Here is a 22035-nt window from a genome sequence, read left to right on the forward strand (position 1 = left end):
CAATATAAGCGGCAGGACGGCAAAGTGTGCGGCTCAGGCCTTGTTCCCGGTCAGGATCGGTGTATCCGGCACCGTTTCCACGACCACCAGCGCCCCCTTGCGGGTGGAGATGGTGATGCAGTCTGAGCCTTCGGCATACTCATTGCTGACTCCCAGCGGGTAACCGGCCACCAGCACATCATCGGTGAGCTCATAATAGGAACCGCGCTCACACACGCCCTCCGCCCTGCCCTCCATGGGGAAAGCGGAGAAATAGAAGAACTCCTCCTTCGGGTAGGCGCGGGTTTCGCCGGAGCGGACAAAGGTGACGCGGCTGCGCTCATCCTGAAGCGTTACCCGCACCCCCCGTTCTTCCAGCCCAAGGCCGGTGGCAAGATTCGAGAGGGTATGCTCGATCCGCCTGCCGCCCAGCGCGCCCAGAAGAAGCACCTCGGTAAAGCCCTTCTCACTGGCAAGCTTGGCGGCATATTCGGTGTCGGTGTCGTCCTTGACGTGAGGCAGGACGATGATATCGTCGTTCTGCTGCACCGGACAGGGCGCGGTATCGAAATCTCCCAGGATGATATTGGGCTTGCAGCCCAGCGGCGCGCAGTTGCGGTAGCCAGCATCACAGGCGATGATAAAGTCATCGGGGCGGAGCAGACGCTTCAACTCCGGCGAAACCGGGCAGGCCGAGAGGATCACACAGCGCATCACATTCCCCTCCTCTGCCAGTCCTTGACATCCTTGACTTCCTCATACATAGCACAGTAGCTGTCGTACCGGGTCCGGGAGAGTTTTCCCTCGGCCAGAGCGGCACGGATGGCACAGCCCTTTTCCGTGCGGTGGGAGCAGCCCGTGAACTGACACTGCCCAAGGTAGGGCCCGAACTCCGGGAAGGCGTGCTCCAGATTCTCCTTGGGGATGAACCCGGCGCGGTTGGCTTCCAGGCTGGCAAAACCGGGGGTATCCGCAATGCGGCCCCCAAAGGCCTCAAAGATGGTCACCTCGCGGGTGGTATGGCGGCCGCGCCCCAGCTTCTGGCTGATGGCACTGGTCTCCCGCTCGGCCTGAGGCAGCAGGGTGTTGAGCAGGGTCGATTTGCCAACACCGGAGTTGCCGCAGAAGGCGCAGAGCCGCCCGCTGATCCACTGCCTGACCTCGTCCAACCCTTCCCCGCTGTCGTAGCGGATGGCAATGAAGGGCAGAGTGGATCTTTCATAGGCGCTGCGCAGGAACTCCACCTCACCGAGGTCAGCCTTGGTGCAGACGATGACGGGCTGCACCCCCTTGTCCACGGCGATGGCCGAGAGCTTGTCCAGCACCAGCGTGCTGGGGGTGGGCTGGGTGGTGCTGGCCACAAGGAACAGCACATCCAGATTGGCCACAGGCGGCCGGACAAACACGTTTTTGCGGGGTGCGATCTCGGCAATGACTGCCGCGCCGTTCTCGGTCTCCAGCGTCACCTCATCGCCCGCCACGGGGGTGATCTTCTGTTTGCGGAAGATGCCCCGGGGCTTGCACTCGATCACACCCTCTTCGGTCTTGACGTAGTAAAAGCCGCCAATTCCTTTTACGATATATCCCTTCATCCGTTCCTCCCTCAGGACAGCAGCGCGCTCCACCAGTCGCCCAGGCCGGTACCCTCGCTGCTGGAAGAATCGCCGCTGCTGGAAGAGCTGCCCCCGATCAGGCCGCTCCACCAATCGCTGGAGGAGCTGCCCGGCTGTTCAGCCGGGGTCTCAGGCACCGGCTCGGGGCCTGCGCTCACGGTAATGCTGACACGGCTGTTCACCTTGACGGTAGATCCTGCCGCCGGGCTCTGGCCGATGATGGTACCTGCGGGCTGGTCGCTGTACTGCTCGGTGGTGCTGCCAAGGCCCAGCTTGTTCTGCACCAGCACGGAGCGGGCATCGTTCACGCTCTTGAGACCGGTCAGGGCAGGCACCTTGGCCGTGGTGTTGACCTGCGGGCGGCTGACATAGACCACCACTGTGGAACCTGCGGCAACCTGACTGCCCGCAGCAGGTTCGGTGCGGATGATGGAGCCTGCGGCCACGCTGGGTTCCACCGCCTGGGTGATCAAAACAGAGACCCCCAGATCCTTGAGCTGCTGCTCACCATCTGCCTGCACATAGTTGGAGACATCCGGCACGGTGACATACTGGATGCCCAGGCTGACGGTCAGGGTCACGCTCTGACCCTCGCGGACGGTACGGCCCGCCACCGGGGACTGCCGGTAGACGTAACCGGCGGCGTAATCGTTGCTGTAGGCCTGCTCCCAGTTGATGACGATCTGGCCGGATGCCACCTGCTGGGAAGCGTTGACCTCATCCTGGGTCATGCCGCTGTAATCTGCCAGCACCACATCGGCCTTTTCCCCCATCAGGGAACTGGAATCATTCAGGATCATCCAGCACAGGGCCGCGCAGGCCAGTGCAAAGGCCACGGTGATGCCAAACAGCACCGGCAGGAACACGGTGCGCTTTTTCTTTTTTCTGCCTTTTGCCGGGGCACTGCCGCGCTCCGGACGGGATTCTTTTCTGGGCATAGGGGGTTCCACCACCTTTTCAGGAATTTCATCGGGAAGATAGGTGTAGTTGAACACGATGGCCGGGTTCTCTACATAGGCGTTGAGGGCTTCCAGCATCTCAGCGGCGCTCTTGTAGCGGTTTTCGGGCCGCTTTGCCATGGCGCGCTCGGTGATCTCCACCAGCCCCACCGGCACCCAGGGAGCCAGTTCCCGCAGGCTCCTGGGCTGATCCGAGATCTGCTTGATGGCCACCTCCACCACGTCATCGGCATCGAAGGGCAGATGCCCCGAGAGCATCTCGTACATCATCACGCCCACCGAATAGAGGTCGCTGGTGAAGTCGGTCTCATCGCCCTTGGCCTGCTCCGGGCTGATATAGTGGACGCTGCCCATGGCCTTGCCGCCCGAAAGCTGGTTCTCGGCCCGGGAGATGCGGGCAATGCCAAAATCCATCATCCGCAGCTGGCCGTTGTCCAGCAGCATGATGTTCTGGGGCTTGATGTCCCGGTGCACCACGCCGTTGTGGTGGGCATGGTCCAGCGCTTTCAGGATCTGAGAGATAAAGTGGACGGTCTCCCGGCTGGTCAGCTTGCCGCCCCGCTCGTTCAGATACTCGCGCAGGGTCATACCGTCCACATATTCCATGACGATATACTGCAGATGGTCGCTCACCGAGACATCATACACCTTGACGATGTTGGGGTGGTTGAGCAGCGAGATGGCCTTGGACTCGTTCTTGAAACGGCGCACAAGGTCGGGGTCGTGCATGAGCTCCTGCCGCAGCACCTTAACGGCCACGACCGTGCCCTCCGGCACCGGGCCCCCCGGCCCCACAACGGCCTTGTAGACATTGGCCATGCCGCCGGTGCCGATGAGCTCCCGCACCGTGTACAGGCCGTCCAGCGTTTTGCCGATCAGGTTATCCATGGTGCACCTCCGTAGGTTCCACAGCCAGCAGAAGGGCGGTGATGTTGTCGGAGCCGCCGTTCTCGTTGGCGGCATCCACCAGCCGGTCGGGCAGGTCGTAGAACGGACCCTGCGCCAGCAGCTGCTCCATCTGCTCCACCGGCACCATGTTGGTCAGGCCGTCCGAGCAGAGCAGCAGCAGATCCTTTGCCTGCAGCTGCACCGAGGTGACCTCCGGCTCCAGCCGGTAATCCACGCCCAGCGCCCTGGTGATGATGTTCTTCTGGGGATGGTGCTCGGCCTCCTCCTCCGTGATGGTGCCGCAGTCCACCAGCTCCTGCACATAGGAGTGGTCGTGGGTGAGCTGGGTCAGTTTACCGCCCCGGCAGAGGTAGGCGCGGGAATCGCCCGCGTGGCAGAGGGTGGCTTCCCCACCCCGCACCAGGGCGCAGACCGCCGTGGTGCCCATACCGGCCAGCGATTCCTCGTGGGCAGCTTTGTTGAACACATAGCGGTTGGCACTGATGAGGGCCTTTTTCAAAAAAGCTTCCTCCTGCCCTGCTCCGCACTGGGCGTACTGCTCCTGAAACACCTGTTCGATGACATTGCAGGCCCCCTGTGAGGCCTCGCGGCCGCCTTTGGCACCGCCCATACCATCACACACCAGTGCCCAGACAGCACCGCCAGGCAGCTCCCCGGCACGGTAATCATCCTGATTTTCCTGCCGGACGCGGCCCACATCCGTTTTTCCTGCTAGTTTCATAGGCTTCTCCTCTTGCGATTTACGCCTTACCATTCATTTCGTCCCGGCGCAGCTGGCCGCAGGCGGCGCTGATCTCGCTGCCAAGACGGCGGCGTACCGTGGCGTTGACCCCCAGGCTCTCCAGCTTTTTCTGGAAGCGCTGGACATTGGCGGCATCGGTAGCCGAGTAGGGGCTTCCGTCCACCGGGTTGATGGGAATGAGGTTCACATGAGCACCCATGCCCCGGATGAGGTCGGCCAGCTGTCTGGCACAGGCATCGGAATCATTGACACCGCGCACCATCGAATACTCAAAGCTGACCCGGCGGCCCGTGGTCTCCTGATAGCGGCGGACGGCGGGCATCAGCACCTCCACGGGGTAGGCATCATTGACCGGCATCATGCCGCTGCGGATCTCGTTGTTGGGGGCATGCAGGGAGACCGAAAGGGTCAGCTGCAGCTTTTTCTCAGCCAGCTGGTCGATTTTGGGCACCAGACCGCAGGTGGAAAGGCTGATGTTGCGCATTCCGATGTTCACGCCCTCCGGGGAGGAGATGTTCTCAAGGAAGCGCATGACCTCGTCAAAATTATCCAGCGGTTCCCCGATGCCCATGAGGACGATGTGGGAGATGCGCTCCCCGATGTCCTTCTGGGCGGTATAGATCTCAGAGCAGATCTCACCGGCTTCCAGGTTGCGCACCCGGCCTGCCTGGGTGGAGGCACAGAAGCGGCAGCCCATCCGGCAGCCCACCTGAGTGGAGACACAGACCGTGTTGCCGTAGTGGTAGCGCATGACAACGGTCTCGATGCAGTTGCCGTCGGCCATCCGCAGCAGATATTTCACGGTGCCGTCCTTGGCTTCCTGCCGGCGCTCGATCTTGGGGGCAGCAATGTAAAACTGCTCTTCCAGCTTTGCCAGCAGGGTCTTGGGCTGGTCGGTCATGGCAGAAAACTCGGTGACCAGCTTCTGGTGCACCCAGTGGAAGATCTGCTTTGCCCGGAAGCCCGGCTGACCCATGGCTTTCAGCGCAGCGGTCAGCTCGGCCAGCGTCAGGGAAGAGATACAGCGTTTTTGTTCCATGGTATTCTCCTATGAATCAATACGAACCGGACGGCGGGTTCATTGCGTTTTCTGCATGGCGCAGAGGAAAAAGCCGTCCATCCCGGTGCGGGTGGGCACCGAGAGCGCCCCGTGCTCCCCCACTGTCATTCCGTCAGGGAACGCCACAGTGGGCCGGACCACCCGGAACTCCGGGTGACGGGCAAGGAACGCCGCCACCTGCTCCTCGTTCTCGGCGGGGTCGATGGTACAGGTGGAGTAGACCAGCCGCCCGCCCGCTTTCAGCAGAGCGGCTGCTGTGTCCAGAATGGACGACTGGGTGGCCAATAATTCATCGTGGCGTGCTTTTTCCAGCGTCTTATAGCGGATATCCGGCTTTTTTGCCAGAATGCCCAGGCCGCTGCAGGGGGCATCCACCAGAATGCGGTCTGCGGCGGGCAGCTTTGGGTTGGGGCGGGTGGCATCATTGCAGAGGGCGGTGACATGGGCAAAGCCCATCCGTTCCACAGCGCTCCGGATGAGCCCGACCCGGTGCTCTGCCACATCGCAGCTGTACAGTGCGCCCTGCCCCTGCATCTCCTCGGCCAGCAGCAGCGTTTTGCCGCCGGGTGCCGCACAGAGGTCGATCACGGTATCGCCGGGCTTTGCCTCCACACAGAGGGCTGCCAGCTGGCTGGCCTGCCCCTCCACATGGAAACAGCCCTCCTTGAAGAGCGGGTGCTCCGCCGGGCTGCCCTCGAACTTTGCCAGCACACTGCCGGGCACAAGGCCGGGCTGCGCGCTCTTCACGCCGCTTTCCAGCAGTTTTTCACAGAGGGCCGCGGCATCCATTTTCAGGCAGTTGGCCCGCAGGCTGGTGCAGCCGCCATCGGCGGTGTGGGTCAGGATGCCCAGCGCTTCCTCGGGGTAATGGGTGCGCAGGAACTCTGCCACATCCTGCCCCGCAGAGCCCAGCACCATGAGGCGCTGGGTCTCGTTCCGGAAGCGGGCAGTTTCCAGATCATAATTGCAGGCCTTGCGCAGGACGGCATTGACCAGCCCGGACGCACTCGCCTTTTTGAAAGTGCGGGTCAGCTTGACAGCCTCGTTCACCGCCGCCGACACCGGCACCTGCATATAGCGGGCCTGCGCCAGCGCGGCCCGCAGGATCTCGCGCACCTGCGGGTCCAGCCTGGCAAGGCCCTTGGGCAGGAACTGTTCCAGAATGAAATCCAGCGTGCCCTGATGTTCCAGCACGGTGTAGAAGATGGCACCGGCAAAGGCCTTATCCCGGCCCTCCAGTTTCTGGCGGCGGAGTTCGGCATCCAGCACAAGGTTTGAGAAGCCGTCCTGCTCCTGCCGGACCAGTGCAGCCACTGCCGCTGCCCGCGGATTGGCCGCCATCAGAGGGTATCCCCCGCTTTGAGGCGCAGACCGGCCGCAAAGGAGGTGCCATCCATCGGCTTTTTCCCCTCAGGCACCACATGAAGCAGCTGGACCGCGCCATCGGCACAGGCCACCGTCAGGGGCTTTGTGGAAAGCACCGTGCCGGGAGCCTCACCGTTGGAAGCAGCCACGCGGCACTCGGTTACCTTGACCTTTTTGCCGCCTGCGGTCACGAACCAGGCCATGGGCCAGGGGTTCATGCCGCGCACCCAGTTGTGGATGTGCGCAGCAGTATCGGTCAGCCTGAACTCTGCCAGCTCCTTGTCCAGCATGGGGGCCAGGGTGGCATTCTCATGCTGCTGGGGCTGGGGCTTGAGGGTGCCAGCTTCCATGGCGGGCACCGCCTCACAGAGGACGCGGGCACCTACGGCGGTGACCCGGTCGAACAGCTCGCCGCTGGTCTCCTCCGGGCCGATGGCGATCTTCTCGCAGACCAGCACATCGCCGGTGTCCAGCCCCTCGTCCATCTGCATGATGGAAACGCCGGTCTCGGTGTCGCCGTTCAGAACAGCCCACTGCACGGGGGCACTGCCGCGGTACTTGGGCAGCAGGGACACATGCAGATTGATGCAGCCATGCTTCGGGGCTTCCAGCACAGACTTGGGCAGGATGCAGCCGTAGGCCACCACCACGATGAGGTCAGGGGCCAGCGCCCGGATGTTGGCATCCTCGCTGCCGTCCCGCAGGGTGCGGGGCTGGAACACGGGAGTCCCATGCTCCAGAGCAACTTCCTTGACCGGGGGCGCGGTGAGCACCTGCTTGCGGCCCACCGGCTTATCCCGCCGGGTGTACACGCCGCAGATCTCGTGACCGGCGGCATACAGGGCCTTCAGGCACTCCGCGGCAATATCCGGGGTTCCCATGAACAGAATGCGCATCAGTTGTTTCCTTTCGCTTCACGGGCAGCCTTTTTGCCCTCCTCGGTGTCCTCGTAGAAATACTCGCTGGACTCCATGATGGTAATGCCGTCCAGATGGTCATTCTCGTGCTGGATGCAGCGGGCCAGCAGATCCTCGGCCTCCAGCTCGAACCAGTTGCCGTTGCGGTCCTGTGCACGCACCTTGACGGCAACGGGACGGGTCACAGCACCGTTGTGACCGGGGAAGGACAGGCAGCCCTCGTAGGCGGTCTCCTCATCCTCAGAAACAGCCAGGATCTCGGGGTTGACGAAATCGATGAACTTGTACTCATAATCCTCGGGGATCTCCTCGGGGGCATCGGTGGTGTCCCACACCACGAACACGCGGCGCAGCATGCCCACCTGAGGGCCTGCCAGACCCACGCCGTCGGCGGCGATCATCGTCTCCCGCATGTCATCCAGCAGGGTGGCAAGACGGTCATCAAAGTTGGTCACGGGGCGGCAGACCTTGTTCAGGATGGGGTCGCCCTCTTTTACGATATTGCGGATAGCCATAGTGGTACCTCCAAAATTTGTTGTGTTGTATTGTTGTGTTGTATCAGATATCCCCGTCCGAGTGCAGATCGACCACAACGGTGGCCTTGCCGGGCAGTTTTTCCTGCTCGTAGAGGGTCAGCGTTTCCCGGATAAGGTCCCGGAAACGGCGGTCGTTGCGGCACTTGACGGTGAGTTTATAGCGGTAGGAATCGTTGATCTTTTCAATGCTGCCGGGGGTGGGGCCCAGCACCCGCAGGGGCAGGTCGGGCTGTTTGGCCGCCTGTCGGCCCAGCAGGGCCGCAAAGCGGGCGGAAGCCCGGGCCACCTCGCTCTCCTTTGGCCCGGCAAAGCCCACAACGCAGAGCCCGCAGAAGGGCGGATAAAGCCCCAGCTTCCGGTAGGCGATCTCCTGCTCGAAGAACGCGTCGTAGTCCTGCGCGGCGGCAAGGTTGAGCACCGGGTTGTCCGGGTCGGTGGTCTGGATGATGGCAAAGCCGGGGTCTTTTGCCCGGCCGCTCCGGCCCACCACCTGCGTGACGAGGCTGAACACGGTCTCATAGGCCCGGAAGCCCTGGGCGAACAGGAGCGAATCGATGCCCAGCACGCCCACCAGCGTCACATCCTCGAAATCCAGCCCCTTTGCCACCATCTGGGTGCCCACCATAATGTCATATTCATGCCGGGCAAACTTTGCCAGCAGCTTTTCATGGGCATCCTTGGCGGCGGTGGTATCCTGATCCATCCGCAGGATGCGGGCCTCCGGAAAGAGCTTTGCCAGCTCCTCCTCGGCCTTCTGGGTGCCAAAGCCCCGGTACTGCAGTTTTCCGCCGCAGGCGGGGCACCTGGCAGGGGGCGGGTCCAGCTGGCTGCCGCAGTAATGGCAGAGCAGCTTGTGGGCCGATTTGTGGTAGACCATGGGCACGCTGCACTTCTGGCATTTGAGCACCTCGCGGCAATCCTCGCACTGGGCCACGGTCTGGTAACCCCGGCGGTTGAGCAGCAGGATGGTCTGCTTGCCTGCCTCAAGGTTGTGCCGGATGGCATCCTCCATGGCAAGGCTGATCTCCCGGGGGTTGCCGGAGGCAAGCTCGGCCCGCATATCCACGATCTGGACTTTGGGCAGCGGGTTGCCGCCATAGCGTTTGGTCAGGCGCACCAGCTGGGTGCGGCCATGCTGGGCGGCATAATAGCTCTCGGTGCTGGGGGTGGCACTGGCCAGCAGGAGCAGGGCCCCGTTCTCCGCCGCGCGCTGCCGGGCCACCTCGTGGGCTGAGTAGCGGGGCGCGGATTCGGAGCGGTAGGTGTGTTCCTGCTCCTCATCAATGATGACAAGGCCGATGTTTTCCAGCGGGGAGAAGATCGCGCTGCGGGTGCCCACCACGATATCCGCGCCGCCGTCCTGGATCATCTGCCATTGGAGCAGGCGCTCGGTATGGTTGAGGGCGGAATGCTGCACGGCCACCCGCTTGCCAAATTGGCTTTTCAGCCGCAGGATCATCTGGGGGGTCAGGCTGATCTCAGGCACCAGCACCAGCGCCCGGCGGCCCATCTGCAGGCAGTGCTCGATGAGTTTCAGGAACACCAGCGTTTTGCCGCTGCCGGTCACGCCGTAGAGCAAGGCCGAGTGCGGGGCTGCATCCTCCAGCCCGGGCAGCAGCGCGTCATAGGCAGCCTGCTGCTCCTCCGTGAGAAGGATGGGCTCGTTCTTCAGCGGGATGGAAGAATACAGGTCGATGGATTTGTTCACCTTGCTGCATTCCAGCACGCCCTTGGCGCAGAGGTTGTCCAGCACTGCCCGGCTGATGCCCTTTTCCTCCAATGCAGACAGAGTGCGCTCTCCCCCGGTCAGCAGGGCCACTGCGGCCAGCTGCTTGGCGGTCGGCCTGGGCTTTGGAGGCAGCGTGCCCACCAGCTTGTAGGCATTTTCCGTGTGGCGGACGAGCTGCTTTTGAAGCACCGGGGTCACGCCGTCCTCCGCCACGGTGGGCTTGTACTGCGCGCCGTAGGGGATGACCGCCTTGACGGCCTCGTAATAAGTGCAGAAGGTGCGCTCCTTCAAAAAGTGCACCAGCCGCAGCAGCTCCGGGGTGAGGCAGGCAGAGGCCGGGGCCACATCGAACAGGAACTTGAGCTTTGCGCTCTCCGGTTCGGCATCGCAGGCCAGAACCACACCCATCCGGGCACGGCTCCCCCGCCCGAAGGGCACCAGCACCATGCTGCCCAGCCGGACAGTATCCTGCTGGTCGGGCATGACGGCATAGGTATAGAGTTTGTCGAAATGAAAGGTCGCGTTGCTCACTGCAACGCCTACCGTTTTGGGCATTCAGGCAGCTCCTTCAAAGCGTTTTAGCGGGTCAGGCCTGCACGCTGGCAGATGACATCATAGAGTCTGGCGGCGCAGGCATCCACCTCGTCGTTGACCAGCTTGAGGGTGAATTTATCCTGCTGGGCCAGCTCATTGCGGGCGATCTCCAGGCGCTCCCGGATGCTCTCCTCGGTCTCGGTGCCGCGGCCGCGCAGGCGGCGCTCCAGCTCCTGAGTGGAGGGAGGCAGCAGGAAGATGGTGGTGGCACCGGGATACATGCGGCGGATATTGGCCGCGCCATGCACATCGATGACCATGACCACCAGCTTGCCCGCGTTCAGCCGCTTGTTGACCTCTTCCTTCAGGGTGCCGTAGTAGTTGCCGTTGAAGAAGTTGTGTTCCACGACCTCATCCTGATCGATGAGCTGCTGGAACTGCTCCTTGGTGCGGTAGTAGTAGTCTACCCCTTCCTGCTCCCCGGGGCGGGGAGAACGGGTGGTTGCAGAAACCGTTTTTTCGATCTCGGGGTGGGCCTTGCGCAAAGCGCTCACCACACTGTCCTTTCCGGTACCGGCGGCACCGGAAACGACAAACAGATATTTTTCATTTTCCATGGTCTTACTGCTCCTCTTCTGTCACTGTTTTGCCCTCGGCCTGACCGGCGGCACGGCTGGCTACCGTTTCGGGCTGAAGGGCTGAAAGGACAACGTGGTCGGAGTCCATGATGAGGACGGCGCGGGTGCTGCGGCCATAGGACGCATCAATGAGCATCCCCCGCTCCCGCGCTTCCTTGACCAGACGCTTGACCGGGGCAGAATCGGGGCTGACCACAGCCACCACCCGGCCCGCGCTGACCAGATTGCCAAAGCCGATGTTGATCAGTTTCATCTTTTCCTCCGAACCATCTGAATCTCAGGGTTTACTCCAGATTCTGGATCTGCTCACGGATCTTCTCGATCTCCGCCTTCATATCCACCACGATGCGGGTGATATCCAGATCCTGACACTTGGAACCAATGGTATTGGTCTCACGGTTCAGCTCCTGGGTCAGGAAATCCAGCTTGCGGCCCACGGGCTCGTCCAGCTCCAGAATGGAACGGTACTGGGCGATATGGCTGCGCAGGCGGACGGTCTCCTCATCCACGGCGGTCTTGTCGCCAAAGATGGCGGCCTCGGTCAGGACACGGGCATCATCGATGTTCCGGTCCTCCAGAATGACCTTGAGTTTTTCGTACAGGCGGTTGGTGTAGTTCTCCACCCGGCCGGCACTCAAGGTCTCCACCCGGCCCACGCATTCTTCCAGAAAACGCAGGCGGTTCTCCACGTCAGCCTTCATCTTGGCACCCTCAGCGGCGCGCATCTCCACAAAGCGGTCCAGCGCCTGGGCAGTGACAGCGGAAACATCCTCCCACAGCTGCTCCTCATCCACATCGGCGTGGCGGGTAGTCAGCACATCGGGAAAGCGGGCGATCATCCCGGCGGTCACATCGTTCTTGACCTCCAGCGTCTCAGACAGATCCCGCAGGGCCTGCTGGTAGCTCTTGGCCAGCTCCTGATTCACAGCCACCACGGTATCGGCGGCATCCACGGTCTGCACCGTCAGGCTCAGTTCTACCTTGCCGCGGGTCACCCGCTCGTTCAGCTGCTTTTTCAGGCGGCTGTCCAGATAGCTGCAGGTGCGGGGCATCCGGGAAGAATACTCAAAGTACCGGGAATTGACGCTGCGCAGCTCCACCGTGATCTCGCGGCCATTGCGCACAGCAGTTCCCCGGCCAAAACCGGTCATGCTCAAAATCATGCTTTTTTCCTCGTATTCCAAAGGGTTTTCTGCGGACATTCTTCGTATATGTATCCGCTTTGGGGCACACAAACCCATGTTACGATACATATACTATATATTTTACTCTGCCGCCCCTTTTTTTGCAAGCAATGCGGCGAAAAAAATCTATTTAACCCCCTTGACAAGGGGCAGGAGCAGCGCTATACTATGCATCGTGAACAGCGTTCATGTTGAGGGGGTGGTCACACGAATCCGATGGCAACGTCCAAGGAGGAGATCCTGAAAACGAGCCGGGTCCTCATCCAGCAGAATGGATGGGAAGCGGTCAACATCCGTGCCGTTGCAGCAGCCTGCGGGGTATCCGTGGGGTGCATCTACAACTACTTCGGTTCCAAGACCGAACTGGTGAGCGCGGCGGTGGAAAGCATCTGGAGCGATATCTTTCGCCACCCGGACGACCCGGCGGTGTTTGAGGATACTCTCTCCTGCATCCGCTGGATGTACCGGCAGATGGAGTACGGCTCTGAGCAATACCCCGGTTTCTTCACCCACCACGCGCTTGGCTTTGTGCGGCAGGATACCGCCGATGGCAAGCAGCAGATGCGCCAGACCTGGCAGCACATCCTGGATGCGCTGACCATGGTGCTGACCAGGGACAAAAAGATCCGGCCAGACGCATTTACTGAGGAGTTTACCCGCCAGAAATTTGCGGGCATCCTGTTCTCCCTCATGCTTTCTGCCGTGGTGCAGCAGGATTTTGACCCCACAGCGGTATTGGAGATCATCCGCAGGACCATTTATGAAGTGTAAAAAACATCCCACAGCCTTGTGGGAGTTTTTTACGGCCAAAAGTGAACGGTGTTCATATTGATTACTGCGGAGTATCTCCCCCAGCAGGCCACCCACGGCAGCCTGCACATCACAACGATGCAGTCCGGCCGGCAATCGCTGACCGGATCGCGATAGAGCAGCAAACCAACCATAAAGGAGCAACATTTTTATGAGAGCAATCATTGAGACCGTTTTCGACATCTTCTATCTGGTCACCGTGCTGACCTTGGGCATCCGCATGATCCGCAGCAGCAAGGCTGGCACCCAGTTCCGCCTGTTCGGCCTGATGGCCGTGGTGCTGGGCGCAGGTGACTCCTTCCATCTGGTGCCCCGTGCTCTGGCACTGTGCACCACCGGCCTGGAGAACTACGCTGTGCCTCTGGGCCTTGGCAAGTGGATCACCTCCGTGACCATGACTGTGTTCTATGTACTGCTGTACTACGTCTGGCGCAAGCGCTACCAGATCGAGGGCCAGAAGGATCTGACCATTGCCGTGTACGCCCTTTCCGCTGTGCGCATCGTGCTGTGCATGATGCCGCAGAACCAGTGGCTGACCAACCACACTCCGCTGACCTGGGGCATCCTGCGCAACATCCCCTTTGCACTGCTGGGCCTGCTGATCATCGTGCTGTTCTACCACAGTGCCAGGGAACACAAGGATCAGGCTTTCCGCTGGATGTGGCTGACCATCGTGCTGAGCTTCGGTTTCTATATCCCGGTGGTGCTGTGGGCAGATGTCAACCCCATGATCGGTATGCTGATGATCCCCAAGACCTGCGCCTATGTCTGGACCGTGCTGATCGGCTACAACGCCATGAAGGCCGAGAATGGCAGGAACAACTGAGACCTGCGGGAGCACAAATAAAAACAAAAAGAAGGGGCTGCTGCATCAAACGGTGCAGCAGCCCCTTCTGGTATTATGATTTAGACAGGGTGAGACTGATTGGTGTAATCAGCGTGGTCAGCGTCCACGCCCTGCTTCTTGGCATTGCGCTTCTCGAAGAACTTGGGTGCGACCTGCGGGAACATTGCGTAGGTCAGAACATCCTCTTCCTGCGTTGCCCACTTGGCGGCCTCAGCCTTCAGCTTGTCCATCTCGGGAGCCAGGGTGTCGGCAAAGCGGCAGGTGATGGGCTGCTCGTCGCCCAGGATCTTCTTGGTGAACTCGGGGCTGATGGGAGCGGGAGTCTTGCCGTAATCGCCGTGGACCAGGCCCTTGAACTCCTTGGTGACCATCTTGTAGCGCTCGCCCAGGATGACGTTGAACACAGCCTGCGTGCCAACGATCTGGCTGGTGGGGGTGACCAGCGGAGGATAGCCTGCGTCCTCACGAACGCGGGGGATCTCAGCCAGCACTTCGTCCAGCTTATCTTCCTTGCCTGCATCCTTCAGCTGCTTGAGCATGTTGGAGAACATGCCGCCGGGCACCTGATACAGCAGGGTGTTGGCATCCACGCCCAAGCTCTTGGGGCTGATCTGGCCGTTGGCGATGTACTTCTCGCGCAGCTTTGCAAAGTAAGCGCGGACAACGTTCAGCTGCTTCAGATCCAGACCGGTGTCGTAATCGGTGCCCTGCAGGGCAGCGACCAGGCTCTCGGTGGCCATGTGGCTGGTGCCGCCGCTCAGGGGGCTCATGGCGGTATCAACGATGTCGGCACCTGCCTCAATGCCCTTCAGCAGGGACATGGAAGCCAGACCGGCGGTGTAGTGGCTGTGGATATCGACCGGGATGGACAGGGTGTTCTTCAGCTCCTTGACCAGATCATAGCAGGTGTAGGGAGTCAGCAGGCCAGCCATGTCCTTGATGCAGATGGAGTTTGCGCCCATTTCCTCCAAGGTCTTGGCATACTTGACGTAGTACTCGTTGTTGTGCACGGGGCTCAGGGTGTAGCTGATGCAGCCCTGAACATGTGCGCCTTCCTTGTTGGCAGACTTGATGGCGGTCTGCAGGTTGCGGGGATCGTTCAGTGCGTCGAAGATGCGGATGACATCGATGCCGTTTGCAACAGACTTCTGCACAAAGTACTCGACAGCATCATCGGCGTAGGGGCGGTAGCCCAGCATGTTCTGGCCGCGGAACAGCATCTGCAGCTTCTGGTGGGGCAGCTCCTTGCGCAGGATACGCAGACGCTCCCAGGGGTCCTCATCGAGGAAGCGGATGCAGCTATCAAAGGTAGCGCCGCCCCAGCACTCGACAGAGAAGTAAGGGATCTTATCCATTTCGGGCAGGATGGGACGCATCTCATCCATCGTCATACGGGTGGCCAGCAGAGACTGGTGAGCATCACGCAGGACGACTTCCGTAATCTTGATCGGCTTTTTGGCCATGGTTGTCACCTCTTCCTCAGTTCTCAGTTCATGGAAACCAGAACGTCACCGGAGTTGACGGTGTCGCCCTTGTTGACGTTGACGGAGGCCACAGTGCCATCCTGAGGAGCAACGATCTCGTTCTCCATCTTCATGGCCTCGAGGATGACCAGCACGTCACCGGCCTTAACGGAAGCACCGGCTGCGACCTTGACATCCAGGATGTTGCCGGGCATGGGAGCCTTGACGGTAACGGCACCGGCAGCACCGGCGGGAGCAGCAGCCTTGGGAGCGGCAGCAGGAGCAGCCGGAGCCTTGGGTGCGGCGGGAGCAGCGGGAGCTGCAACGGGAGCAGCGCCTGCGGCGGTCTCCTCAACGGAAACGCTGTAAGCAACGCCATTGACGGTAATATTGTAGTACTTCATGGAAGGATCCTCCTGAACAAAATCAATGTATGGATTCGATGTACGGTTTACGTTCCGGAACCGCTTACAGAGCCATGTTGCCGTGCTTCTTGGGCAGGCGGGCGGCACGCTTGGTGCTCAGCAGCTCAAAGGCGGCAACCACGCTTGCACGGGCGTTGGCCGCGTCGCAGGTCATATCAGCGGCACCGGCGGCAACGGCGTTGGCAGCGCTGCACACCTCAGCGGTGTACTGGGCAGCCTTGGCGTTGGTGGCGGCAATGATGTTGTCGGAAGCGTCGATCTCGGCCTTGTACAGGACGGAGACGGCAGCGTTGGGCTCCAGAGCGCTGACGGTGCAGCCGTTGACGGCAATCTTCAGGTCAGCGTTGGCCAGAGCGGTGTAGACAGGGCCCACAGCCTTGCCGGACAGCAGAGCCACCTTGGCAGTGGTAGCATCGGCATAGGTAGCAGCCAGACGGGCAGCCTCACGGATGCCGCCTGCGATGTCATCGGTGGCGCTGGGTGCAAAGCCGTTGGTGTTGACGATGGTCAGCACGGGCACGCTGAAAGCATCGCACAGGCGGACAAAGCGGGAAGCCTTGGCCACGCAGTTGTGGCACAGGGTCTCGCCGGTGGCCACAATACCCACAGCGTTGCCGCCGATGGTTGCGAATGCGGTGTAGACGTGCTTGCCGAAGCCTGCGTACAGCTCCACAGCGCTGTCCTTGTCGATCAGGGCAGCGGCAGCCTTCTCGGGGGCAGCACCGGCGCTCAGAACGCTGGTGGGCTGCTCGAACTCGAAGATGGCGGGGCCGGTCAGGTTGTTGGCGGGCAGCAGACCCACGATGTGGGCAGCCTTCTCGGCAGCTTCCTCAGCATTGGCAGCCACGATGGCAGCCACACCAGCCTTGGCAGCAGCCTCGGCAGTGCCTGCGCCGGGGACCTTGTCGCCCTTGGCGGCGGAGGTGAACGGAGCGGTGAAGAACAGCTCTGCATCCTCAGCCATGACGCACACGTCAGCATTGGCAGCGCTCAGTGCGCTGGTGCCGCCGCACACGCCGGTGACGACTGCGATCTGGGGGATGACACCGGAAACCTTGGCGATGGTGGCGTTCAGCTTGGCGCTGGCGGTCAGAACGTCCAGACCCTCAGCCAGCTTAGCGCCGACAGAGTTGTAGAACGTGACCACCGGGCAGCCGGTCTGAGCAGCCATCTCCAGGACCTTGATGTTCTTCTCAACGTCCTTGACAGAGACAGCCTCGCCGTTCTGGTAAACAGCATAAGCCTGCTGACCAGCCGCATAGCCGCAGGCAGCACTCACTGCGCCGTCCGCAAACAGTGCGGTATACTCCCCGTCATCGAAAAACTTGGCGAGGATTTCTCCTTTGTTACTCTTTGAAGCCATGGTAAGACCTCCTGCTTTTCTATTTTGAGCTTTTTATTTTGAGCTTTCAAAATTAGTATCATTATACCTTATTTTGAGAGCGTTCACAAGGGCTGAAAGGCCCATTTTGCGGAAAAATTTCACAATCTTTTCCAGAATCAGACGGTTTTTGCGCCGTGAAAGCTGAAAGAACGATCACTTTCTCCGTTTTGCGGGGGCATTGCCGCTGCCCACAGGGCCCTTGGGGCGGCGGGCGGCAGCCTTGGACTGCAGCGATGCGCTGCGGGTCTGGGCGCGGCCCTTGGCGGCGGCGGCACGCAGACCGTTGACCTCTGCCTTGGTCAGTTCACGGTAGGTGCCGGGCTTGAGCATTCCCAGCTTGACCACACCCTCGGCGTTGCGCTTCAGGCGGACAACCTCCAGACCAACGGCCTCGCACATGCGGCGGATCTCGCGGTTCTTGCCCTCTTTCAGGGTCATCTCCATCACGGTGCGGCCGGGCTCATCGGTGACAACGTTGATGGCGCAGGGCATGGTCTTGGTGCCATCGTCCAGCACAACGCCGGAGCTCATCTTCAGGATCTGGCTCTCATCGGCCCGGGGCTGCACGGTGACGCGGTACAGCTTGGAGATGCCGCCCGACGGATGGGTGACAGCCTGCGCAAAGGCACCGTCGTTGGTCATCAGCAGCAGGCCCTCGCTGTCCTTGTCCAGGCGGCCCACCGGGTACAGGCGGGCGGGGATATCGCTGACCAGCTCCATAACGGTCTTGCGGCCCAGCTCATCGCTGGCGGTGGTCACATAGCCGCGGGGCTTGTACAGGGCCAGATAGTAGAGCTGCTGGTTCTTCTGGATGTAGATGCGCTCGTCATCCACATGCAGCACATCCCGGTTGGGGTCCATCTTGTCGCCCACTTTGACGGGGTGGCCGTTGACCTTGACGCGGCCCTCGGCAATGATCTGCTCGGCCGCGCGGCGGGAGCACAGGCCCTGCTCGGCCATGATCTTCTGAATACGTTCTTCTGCCATAATAAAACTCCTTGTGCGCCTCCCGGCGCTCAAAAGCGCACGCCGGAGCATGCGCTGAAAAAACTGCAAGTTGGAAGCTTGCAGTTACGGCGGTGTTCGGAGGACGGCGGGCAGTTTCCTGAGCAAGTGTCCGCTGGGGTGGGACCCTGCTGCCGCAGGCAGTAGGGCGGGCGATGGAATGGCCCGTTTCACTTGCGAGGGAAAGCTGCCCGCTGGCCGTCACTGCTCACTTTTAGGCGCAGCAGGCTCGTCCTTTTTAATGAGTGCGCTGACTTTTTCCACCAGCTCGGGGATCATGGTCAGGGCGCGGTCCACGGTGTTGCTGCCGTCAGAGAGCTGGATGGTGCGGACGCAGCCATCCTTGACCACCAGGAATGCCACGGGCTGGATGTTGACACCCGCGCCGGAGCCGCCGCCGAACAGATCCTTGTTGGCGGCGTTCTTGCCGTCGAAATCGGTGCCGGCAGAGGCAAAGCCGAAGCTCACCTTGGACACCGGCAGGATGGTGGTGCCGTCATCGGTGGTGATGGGCTTGCCGACGATGGTGTTGGAATCCACCATCTGACGGATCTTGTCCATTGTAACGTTCATCAGGTTCTGAATGGGATGCTCAGCCATAAATTCGGCCTCCTTACTTCTATATCAGGGAGCGGAACGCCGCTCCCACGGAACCACTTCCCTGCCCTGTCCGGGCCGGGACGCGGACGCACCATACAAAAATATTATACCCGAGCTAGATAAAAACGTCCAGTACCTTTTCGCGCCAGAACGCATACAGAACGCGCAGAAGCGTGAAAACGATGGCGTAGGCCCGGGCCGTGACCCGGAAGGAGACGTGATCCTTTACGGTGGGCTCTGCGCTGCCGAAATCCGGCAGGAGCCGGAGCTGCTCGAAGTCCAGATAGAGGAACCGGTCCAGGAAACCCAGCGTCGGGTAGAGCCAGGCGTTCAGCCTGCCATAGCTGCGGGCAGCCTCGGCAGGGTCTTCGCCCCGGACACCGAGAACAACATCGATCCGGGTGAAGCGCAGGGAGCCGATGATGGCCTGGGTAAGCTTTCCCGCCCCTTTTAAGATGGTGCAGACGATCTGCAAGGTCAGCTTCGCCTTCTGGCGGGGCGGGGCTTCCTTTTTTGGCTTCTGCCCGCCGGACGCTTTCTTCTTTTTTTCTTTTTTCTTTTTCTCCGGCTTTTCCGGCGCGGGATACCGGAACACCGGGAAGGTGATGCCCAGTGCACCAGCCTTTACCTGAAAGATGCCCTCCGCCCACTGCACATCGGCGCAGAAGGGGCAGAACATGAGCAGCACACCCAACACCAGCACCACCAGCAGCAGGATGCCCACCCCTTTTAAGAGGAACAGCAGCACCGTGCCGATACCAGCGAGAACACTCCACAGGACGCTCATTGGGCCGCCTCACTTTCCGTGCCCCGCACCGGGGGCAGATCTTCCAGACTGGACAGGCCGAAGCACCGCAGGAACACGTCCGTGGTGCGGAAAGCCACCGGTCTGCCGGGCAGATCGAGACGGCCTGCCTCTTCAATGAGCCCCTTTTCCAGCAGGCCCGACACACTGGAGGAGGAATCCACGCCGCGCACCTGTTCAATGAAGGCGCGGGAGACGGGCTGGTTGTAGGCGATGACGGTCAGGGTCTCCATGGCCGCCGGGCCCAGTGGGATGGAGCGGCGGGTGTCCAGCACACGGCGGACGCACTCCGCAAATTCCGTTTTGGTGGCCAGCTGCCAATGGGTGTTCAGGTGGAGCAGGCACAGGCCGCTGTCCTCTTTCTGGCAGCGCTCGTGCAGTGCTTCCAGCGCAGATTCCACGCTGGCGGTGGGCAGCTGCAGCGCCTGGGCCAGCTTGTCGGCCCCGATGGGCTCCGCGTAGGCAAAGAGCATTGCTTCCACTGCGGCACGAATTTGTTTCTGATTCATTGCTCCTCCTTTGTGCGGTCAATGCGGCCCCGGCGCATCTTCAGCTCGCCCTCCGGGCCAAGCGTCACACGGCCGCCGCGCACCAGCTCCAGCAGTGCCAGAAAGGTGGCCACGTTGGCCCCCCGGGTCTGGCGGCGGGAAAACAGCTGGTCCATCTTTTTTGCACCGCCTGCAATGAGCTGGCGCAGGATGTAGACCACCCGGCTGCTCACCGAGACCTGCGGGGCCGACACCAGCGGCTCGAACTGCTGCTGGGTGGGCACTTTGCGGACGGTGGTGCGCCCCATCAGGGCCTGCCAGCAGTCTGCCAGCACCTGCGGCGAATGGAAGAGATCATAGGTGTTGTCCCATTCCAGCCGGGCCGGGGTGCGCACGAACACGGTATATTCCTCTCCCCGCTCCCGCAGACGGGCGGCCATCCGGCGGCACTGGTCATATTCAATGAGCTGGCCGGTGAGCTCCTGCTTCATCCGCTCGCCCTCTTCACTGCGGGGCAGCAGCAGATAGCTCTTCATCTCCACCAGGTGGGCGGCCATCTCGATAAAGGCGCTGGAAATTTCAGGGTCGGTGCTCTCGGCCGATTCCACCGCGCGGGTGTACTGGTCGATAAGCTCCAGAATGGGGATGTTGTGCAGGTCCATCTTGTGCTTCTGCACCAGCGTGAGCAGCAGCTCCAGCGGGCCCTCAAAATCCTCCAGACGGAAGGTCAGTTCTTCTGCCACTCAGATCACCGTCCCGATGGCTGCATAGTACGCAGAATAGGCGATCTGGTCGATGTAGCCGGTGCCGAGATCCAGCAGATCCCAGACCACATCATTGAAGGTGCCCAGCACGCCATCCAGCACACCGGCCCAGACAGCTGCCAGCAGGATGACGAAGATGACGCGCTCGTACCGCATGATCTGGAAGTAGATGCGCTGGGGAAGCACCACCAGCAGGATGCGGCTGCCGTCCAGCGGCGGAATGGGGATGAGGTTGAACACCGCAAGGCCCACATCCATCATCACGAAGTATTGGAGGAAACGGGCTGCGAAAATCGTGATCATGGTGGTGGGGGCCCAATAATACAGGATCTTCCACGCCACCATGCCGAGGTAGGCCAGCAGCAGGTTGGCCGCCGGGCCTGCCAGCGCGGTGAGGGCCATGCCCCACTTGGGGTTTTTGAAATTGCGGGGGTCGGTGGAAACAGGCTTTGCCCAGCCCACCCCGGCAAAGATCATGCAAAGGGTGCCCACGAGGTCAAAGTGGCGGAACGGGTTCAGGCTGATGCGGCCCTCCCGCTTTGCGGTGGGGTCGCCCAGCAGCCAGGCGGCCAGCGCGTGGCCCGCCTCATGGAACGGGATGGCGATCAGGGTCACCAGTGCCCGGATGAGATAATACATTCCTTGTGCGGTCATTCGTTTCTCCCTCGGTTGGATTTTATCCTATTGTACTATTTTTTCGCTTTTGGGGCAAGGGTTTGGCCCTGCAAGAAAAAAGTTGCAGAAAAATCAAATTTGCTCTTGCTTTTTCTCCGCATCTCTGGTAAAATAGTCAAGCTGATTATTTTGAATTCCATACTTCACTGTAGGAGGTGCAAGTACCATGGCTAAGTGTGAATGCTGCGGCAAGGGTGTTACCTTTGGTATCAAGGTTTCCCACTCTCATCGCCGTTCCAACCGTACCTGGAAGCCGAATGTCCGTCGTGTCAAGGCGGTCGTGGAAGGCTCTCCCAAGTATATCTACGCATGCTCTCGCTGCCTGCGCGCTGGCAAGGTTACCCGCGCTGTCTAAGTAGCTGCATCTGCCGGTCACTTTGTCGAGTGGCCGGCTTTTTTGTTATCTTCTGGAGGGATCGACGATGGCTCTGCCAAATGACCCGATCATGCTGCTGAGCATGATCAACCTGAAGCTGCGGGACTTCTACCCCACTCTGGACGCGCTGTGCGAGGATCTGGACGAGGACAAGGCCGCGCTGTGTGCCAGGCTTTCCGCTGTGGGGTACACCTATGACCCCCAGCGCAATCAATTTGTGTGACAACA

Annotated in this window: 25 protein-coding genes; 4 read left to right on the forward strand and 21 right to left on the reverse strand. The window is 61.1% G+C overall.

What is annotated here, in order from left to right; genetic code table 11:
• Positions 1 to 33: 33 nt before the first annotated feature.
• From J3351_RS01110 to J3351_RS01165, 12 genes are read right to left on the reverse strand one after another with little or no spacing between them, the layout of a single operon-like run.
• Entirely contained in the window at positions 34 to 693 is a 660-nt protein-coding gene (locus J3351_RS01110) for a thiamine diphosphokinase (RefSeq protein WP_242699253.1), read from the reverse strand.
• Positions 693 to 1571, reverse strand: a complete 879-nt coding sequence (rsgA, locus tag J3351_RS01115; RefSeq protein WP_098922511.1) for a ribosome small subunit-dependent GTPase A — start codon at positions 1569 to 1571, stop codon at positions 693 to 695. The genes J3351_RS01110 and rsgA overlap by 1 nt, the downstream gene beginning before the upstream one ends.
• Positions 1572 to 1582: 11 nt before the next feature.
• Positions 1583 to 3439, reverse strand: a complete 1857-nt coding sequence (pknB, locus tag J3351_RS01120; protein ID WP_156069724.1) for a Stk1 family PASTA domain-containing Ser/Thr kinase — start codon at positions 3437 to 3439, stop codon at positions 1583 to 1585.
• A complete protein-coding gene (locus J3351_RS01125) occupies positions 3432 to 4181 on the reverse strand; it encodes a Stp1/IreP family PP2C-type Ser/Thr phosphatase (protein ID WP_156070142.1) in 750 nt (249 codons plus the stop codon). The genes pknB and J3351_RS01125 overlap by 8 nt, the downstream gene beginning before the upstream one ends.
• Before the next feature lie 19 nt (positions 4182 to 4200).
• Positions 4201 to 5241: a 23S rRNA (adenine(2503)-C(2))-methyltransferase RlmN gene (gene rlmN / locus J3351_RS01130; protein WP_005932700.1), complete on the reverse strand. Its 1041-nt coding sequence runs from the start codon at positions 5239 to 5241 to the stop codon at positions 4201 to 4203.
• Positions 5242 to 5280: 39 nt separating this feature from the next.
• Positions 5281 to 6603 (reverse strand): 16S rRNA (cytosine(967)-C(5))-methyltransferase RsmB, encoded by a 1323-nt coding sequence (rsmB, locus tag J3351_RS01135; protein ID WP_207696921.1) that lies wholly within the window; start codon positions 6601 to 6603, stop codon positions 5281 to 5283.
• Positions 6603 to 7523, reverse strand: coding sequence for a methionyl-tRNA formyltransferase (gene fmt / locus J3351_RS01140; protein WP_207696922.1), 921 nt, complete (start codon positions 7521 to 7523; stop codon positions 6603 to 6605). Before fmt ends, rsmB begins: the two co-directional genes overlap by 1 nt.
• Entirely contained in the window at positions 7523 to 8059 is a 537-nt protein-coding gene (gene def, locus J3351_RS01145; RefSeq protein WP_097772231.1) for a peptide deformylase, read from the reverse strand. The genes fmt and def overlap by 1 nt, the downstream gene beginning before the upstream one ends.
• A 43-nt stretch (positions 8060 to 8102) precedes the next feature.
• Positions 8103 to 10364 (reverse strand): primosomal protein N', encoded by a 2262-nt coding sequence (gene priA, locus J3351_RS01150; protein ID WP_207696923.1) that lies wholly within the window; start codon positions 10362 to 10364, stop codon positions 8103 to 8105.
• A 23-nt stretch (positions 10365 to 10387) separates the two neighbouring features.
• Positions 10388 to 10960 carry a guanylate kinase gene (gmk, locus tag J3351_RS01155; RefSeq protein ID WP_005932687.1) on the reverse strand — a complete coding sequence of 191 codons (573 nt, stop codon included), beginning with the start codon at positions 10958 to 10960 and terminating at the stop codon, positions 10388 to 10390.
• A 4-nt stretch (positions 10961 to 10964) separates the two neighbouring features.
• Positions 10965 to 11234, reverse strand: a complete 270-nt coding sequence (locus J3351_RS01160; protein WP_005932684.1) for a DUF370 domain-containing protein — start codon at positions 11232 to 11234, stop codon at positions 10965 to 10967.
• Between the two features lie 31 nt (positions 11235 to 11265).
• Positions 11266 to 12144, reverse strand: a complete 879-nt coding sequence (locus J3351_RS01165) for a YicC/YloC family endoribonuclease (RefSeq protein ID WP_098925172.1) — start codon at positions 12142 to 12144, stop codon at positions 11266 to 11268.
• 237 nt (positions 12145 to 12381) lie between these two features.
• Between J3351_RS01165 and J3351_RS01170 the strand changes: the two genes are divergently transcribed.
• Together J3351_RS01170 and J3351_RS01175 are read left to right on the forward strand one after the other, a co-directional pair.
• Positions 12382 to 12936, forward strand: coding sequence for a TetR/AcrR family transcriptional regulator (locus tag J3351_RS01170; RefSeq protein ID WP_156071827.1), 555 nt, complete (start codon positions 12382 to 12384; stop codon positions 12934 to 12936).
• 190 nt (positions 12937 to 13126) lie between these two features.
• On the forward strand, positions 13127 to 13801 hold the full coding sequence (locus J3351_RS01175; protein WP_207696924.1) for a hypothetical protein: 675 nt from the start codon (positions 13127 to 13129) through the stop codon (positions 13799 to 13801).
• An 80-nt stretch (positions 13802 to 13881) separates the two neighbouring features.
• Here the strand turns inward: J3351_RS01175 and J3351_RS01180 are convergent, their stop codons facing one another.
• The 9 genes from J3351_RS01180 to J3351_RS01220 form a co-directional block, all read right to left on the reverse strand.
• On the reverse strand, positions 13882 to 15285 hold the full coding sequence (locus J3351_RS01180) for an oxaloacetate decarboxylase subunit alpha (protein ID WP_005932672.1): 1404 nt from the start codon (positions 15283 to 15285) through the stop codon (positions 13882 to 13884).
• Between the two features lie 23 nt (positions 15286 to 15308).
• On the reverse strand, positions 15309 to 15689 hold the full coding sequence (locus J3351_RS01185) for a biotin/lipoyl-containing protein (protein WP_005932671.1): 381 nt from the start codon (positions 15687 to 15689) through the stop codon (positions 15309 to 15311).
• 64 nt (positions 15690 to 15753) lie between these two features.
• A complete protein-coding gene (locus J3351_RS01190; protein WP_098922528.1) occupies positions 15754 to 17073 on the reverse strand; it encodes a carboxyl transferase domain-containing protein in 1320 nt (439 codons plus the stop codon).
• A 174-nt stretch (positions 17074 to 17247) separates the two neighbouring features.
• Positions 17248 to 18081, reverse strand: coding sequence for a pseudouridine synthase (locus J3351_RS01195; protein WP_097770775.1), 834 nt, complete (start codon positions 18079 to 18081; stop codon positions 17248 to 17250).
• Positions 18082 to 18300: 219 nt separating this feature from the next.
• Positions 18301 to 18699, reverse strand: coding sequence for a GerW family sporulation protein (ytfJ, locus tag J3351_RS01200; RefSeq protein WP_117476826.1), 399 nt, complete (start codon positions 18697 to 18699; stop codon positions 18301 to 18303).
• 115 nt (positions 18700 to 18814) lie between these two features.
• Positions 18815 to 19486, reverse strand: a complete 672-nt coding sequence (locus J3351_RS01205) for a DUF2953 domain-containing protein (RefSeq protein ID WP_207696925.1) — start codon at positions 19484 to 19486, stop codon at positions 18815 to 18817.
• Positions 19483 to 20013 carry an SMC-Scp complex subunit ScpB gene (gene scpB, locus J3351_RS01210; protein ID WP_005932660.1) on the reverse strand — a complete coding sequence of 177 codons (531 nt, stop codon included), beginning with the start codon at positions 20011 to 20013 and terminating at the stop codon, positions 19483 to 19485. The genes J3351_RS01205 and scpB overlap by 4 nt, the downstream gene beginning before the upstream one ends.
• The gene (locus J3351_RS01215; protein ID WP_207684687.1) at positions 20010 to 20735 is read right to left on the reverse strand and encodes a ScpA family protein; all 726 of its coding nucleotides are present in this window, start codon (positions 20733 to 20735) and stop codon (positions 20010 to 20012) included. Before J3351_RS01215 ends, scpB begins: the two co-directional genes overlap by 4 nt.
• Entirely contained in the window at positions 20736 to 21410 is a 675-nt protein-coding gene (locus tag J3351_RS01220) for a site-2 protease family protein (protein WP_156064811.1), read from the reverse strand.
• A 187-nt stretch (positions 21411 to 21597) separates the two neighbouring features.
• Between J3351_RS01220 and rpmB the strand changes: the two genes are divergently transcribed.
• A complete protein-coding gene (gene rpmB, locus J3351_RS01225; RefSeq protein ID WP_005932647.1) occupies positions 21598 to 21786 on the forward strand; it encodes a 50S ribosomal protein L28 in 189 nt (62 codons plus the stop codon).
• Positions 21787 to 21853: 67 nt separating this feature from the next.
• A complete protein-coding gene (locus J3351_RS01230) occupies positions 21854 to 22030 on the forward strand; it encodes a DUF4250 domain-containing protein (protein WP_207696926.1) in 177 nt (58 codons plus the stop codon).
• Positions 22031 to 22035 lie beyond the last annotated feature (5 nt).

Source organism: Faecalibacterium sp. Marseille-Q0746 (genome assembly GCF_017377595.1).
GTDB lineage: Bacteria > Bacillota > Clostridia > Oscillospirales > Ruminococcaceae > Faecalibacterium > Faecalibacterium duncaniae.

What these genes read in the sequence shown, in the direction of transcription:
- rsmB (WP_207696921.1), bottom strand. Translation starts at nt 6,603, where the DNA reads ATGGCGGCCAATCCGCGGGCAGCGGCAGTGGCTGCACTGGTCCGGCAG.
- fmt (WP_207696922.1), bottom strand. Translation starts at nt 7,523, where the DNA reads ATGCGCATTCTGTTCATGGGAACCCCGGATATTGCCGCGGAGTGCCTG.
- def (WP_097772231.1), bottom strand. Translation starts at nt 8,059, where the DNA reads ATGGCTATCCGCAATATCGTAAAAGAGGGCGACCCCATCCTGAACAAG.
- J3351_RS01220 (WP_156064811.1), bottom strand. Translation starts at nt 21,410, where the DNA reads ATGACCGCACAAGGAATGTATTATCTCATCCGGGCACTGGTGACCCTG.
- J3351_RS01110 (WP_242699253.1), bottom strand. Translation starts at nt 693, where the DNA reads ATGCGCTGTGTGATCCTCTCGGCCTGCCCGGTTTCGCCGGAGTTGAAG.
- J3351_RS01180 (WP_005932672.1), bottom strand. Translation starts at nt 15,285, where the DNA reads ATGGCCAAAAAGCCGATCAAGATTACGGAAGTCGTCCTGCGTGATGCT.
- J3351_RS01175 (WP_207696924.1), top strand. Translation starts at nt 13,127, where the DNA reads ATGAGAGCAATCATTGAGACCGTTTTCGACATCTTCTATCTGGTCACC.
- priA (WP_207696923.1), bottom strand. Translation starts at nt 10,364, where the DNA reads ATGCCCAAAACGGTAGGCGTTGCAGTGAGCAACGCGACCTTTCATTTC.
- J3351_RS01205 (WP_207696925.1), bottom strand. Translation starts at nt 19,486, where the DNA reads ATGAGCGTCCTGTGGAGTGTTCTCGCTGGTATCGGCACGGTGCTGCTG.
- ytfJ (WP_117476826.1), bottom strand. Translation starts at nt 18,699, where the DNA reads ATGGCTGAGCATCCCATTCAGAACCTGATGAACGTTACAATGGACAAG.
- rsgA (WP_098922511.1), bottom strand. Translation starts at nt 1,571, where the DNA reads ATGAAGGGATATATCGTAAAAGGAATTGGCGGCTTTTACTACGTCAAG.
- rlmN (WP_005932700.1), bottom strand. Translation starts at nt 5,241, where the DNA reads ATGGAACAAAAACGCTGTATCTCTTCCCTGACGCTGGCCGAGCTGACC.
- J3351_RS01185 (WP_005932671.1), bottom strand. Translation starts at nt 15,689, where the DNA reads ATGAAGTACTACAATATTACCGTCAATGGCGTTGCTTACAGCGTTTCC.
- J3351_RS01170 (WP_156071827.1), top strand. Translation starts at nt 12,382, where the DNA reads ATGGCAACGTCCAAGGAGGAGATCCTGAAAACGAGCCGGGTCCTCATC.
- J3351_RS01125 (WP_156070142.1), bottom strand. Translation starts at nt 4,181, where the DNA reads ATGAAACTAGCAGGAAAAACGGATGTGGGCCGCGTCCGGCAGGAAAAT.
- J3351_RS01195 (WP_097770775.1), bottom strand. Translation starts at nt 18,081, where the DNA reads ATGGCAGAAGAACGTATTCAGAAGATCATGGCCGAGCAGGGCCTGTGC.
- gmk (WP_005932687.1), bottom strand. Translation starts at nt 10,960, where the DNA reads ATGGAAAATGAAAAATATCTGTTTGTCGTTTCCGGTGCCGCCGGTACC.
- rpmB (WP_005932647.1), top strand. Translation starts at nt 21,598, where the DNA reads ATGGCTAAGTGTGAATGCTGCGGCAAGGGTGTTACCTTTGGTATCAAG.
- J3351_RS01160 (WP_005932684.1), bottom strand. Translation starts at nt 11,234, where the DNA reads ATGAAACTGATCAACATCGGCTTTGGCAATCTGGTCAGCGCGGGCCGG.
- J3351_RS01190 (WP_098922528.1), bottom strand. Translation starts at nt 17,073, where the DNA reads ATGGCTTCAAAGAGTAACAAAGGAGAAATCCTCGCCAAGTTTTTCGAT.
- scpB (WP_005932660.1), bottom strand. Translation starts at nt 20,013, where the DNA reads ATGAATCAGAAACAAATTCGTGCCGCAGTGGAAGCAATGCTCTTTGCC.
- pknB (WP_156069724.1), bottom strand. Translation starts at nt 3,439, where the DNA reads ATGGATAACCTGATCGGCAAAACGCTGGACGGCCTGTACACGGTGCGG.
- J3351_RS01165 (WP_098925172.1), bottom strand. Translation starts at nt 12,144, where the DNA reads ATGATTTTGAGCATGACCGGTTTTGGCCGGGGAACTGCTGTGCGCAAT.
- J3351_RS01230 (WP_207696926.1), top strand. Translation starts at nt 21,854, where the DNA reads ATGGCTCTGCCAAATGACCCGATCATGCTGCTGAGCATGATCAACCTG.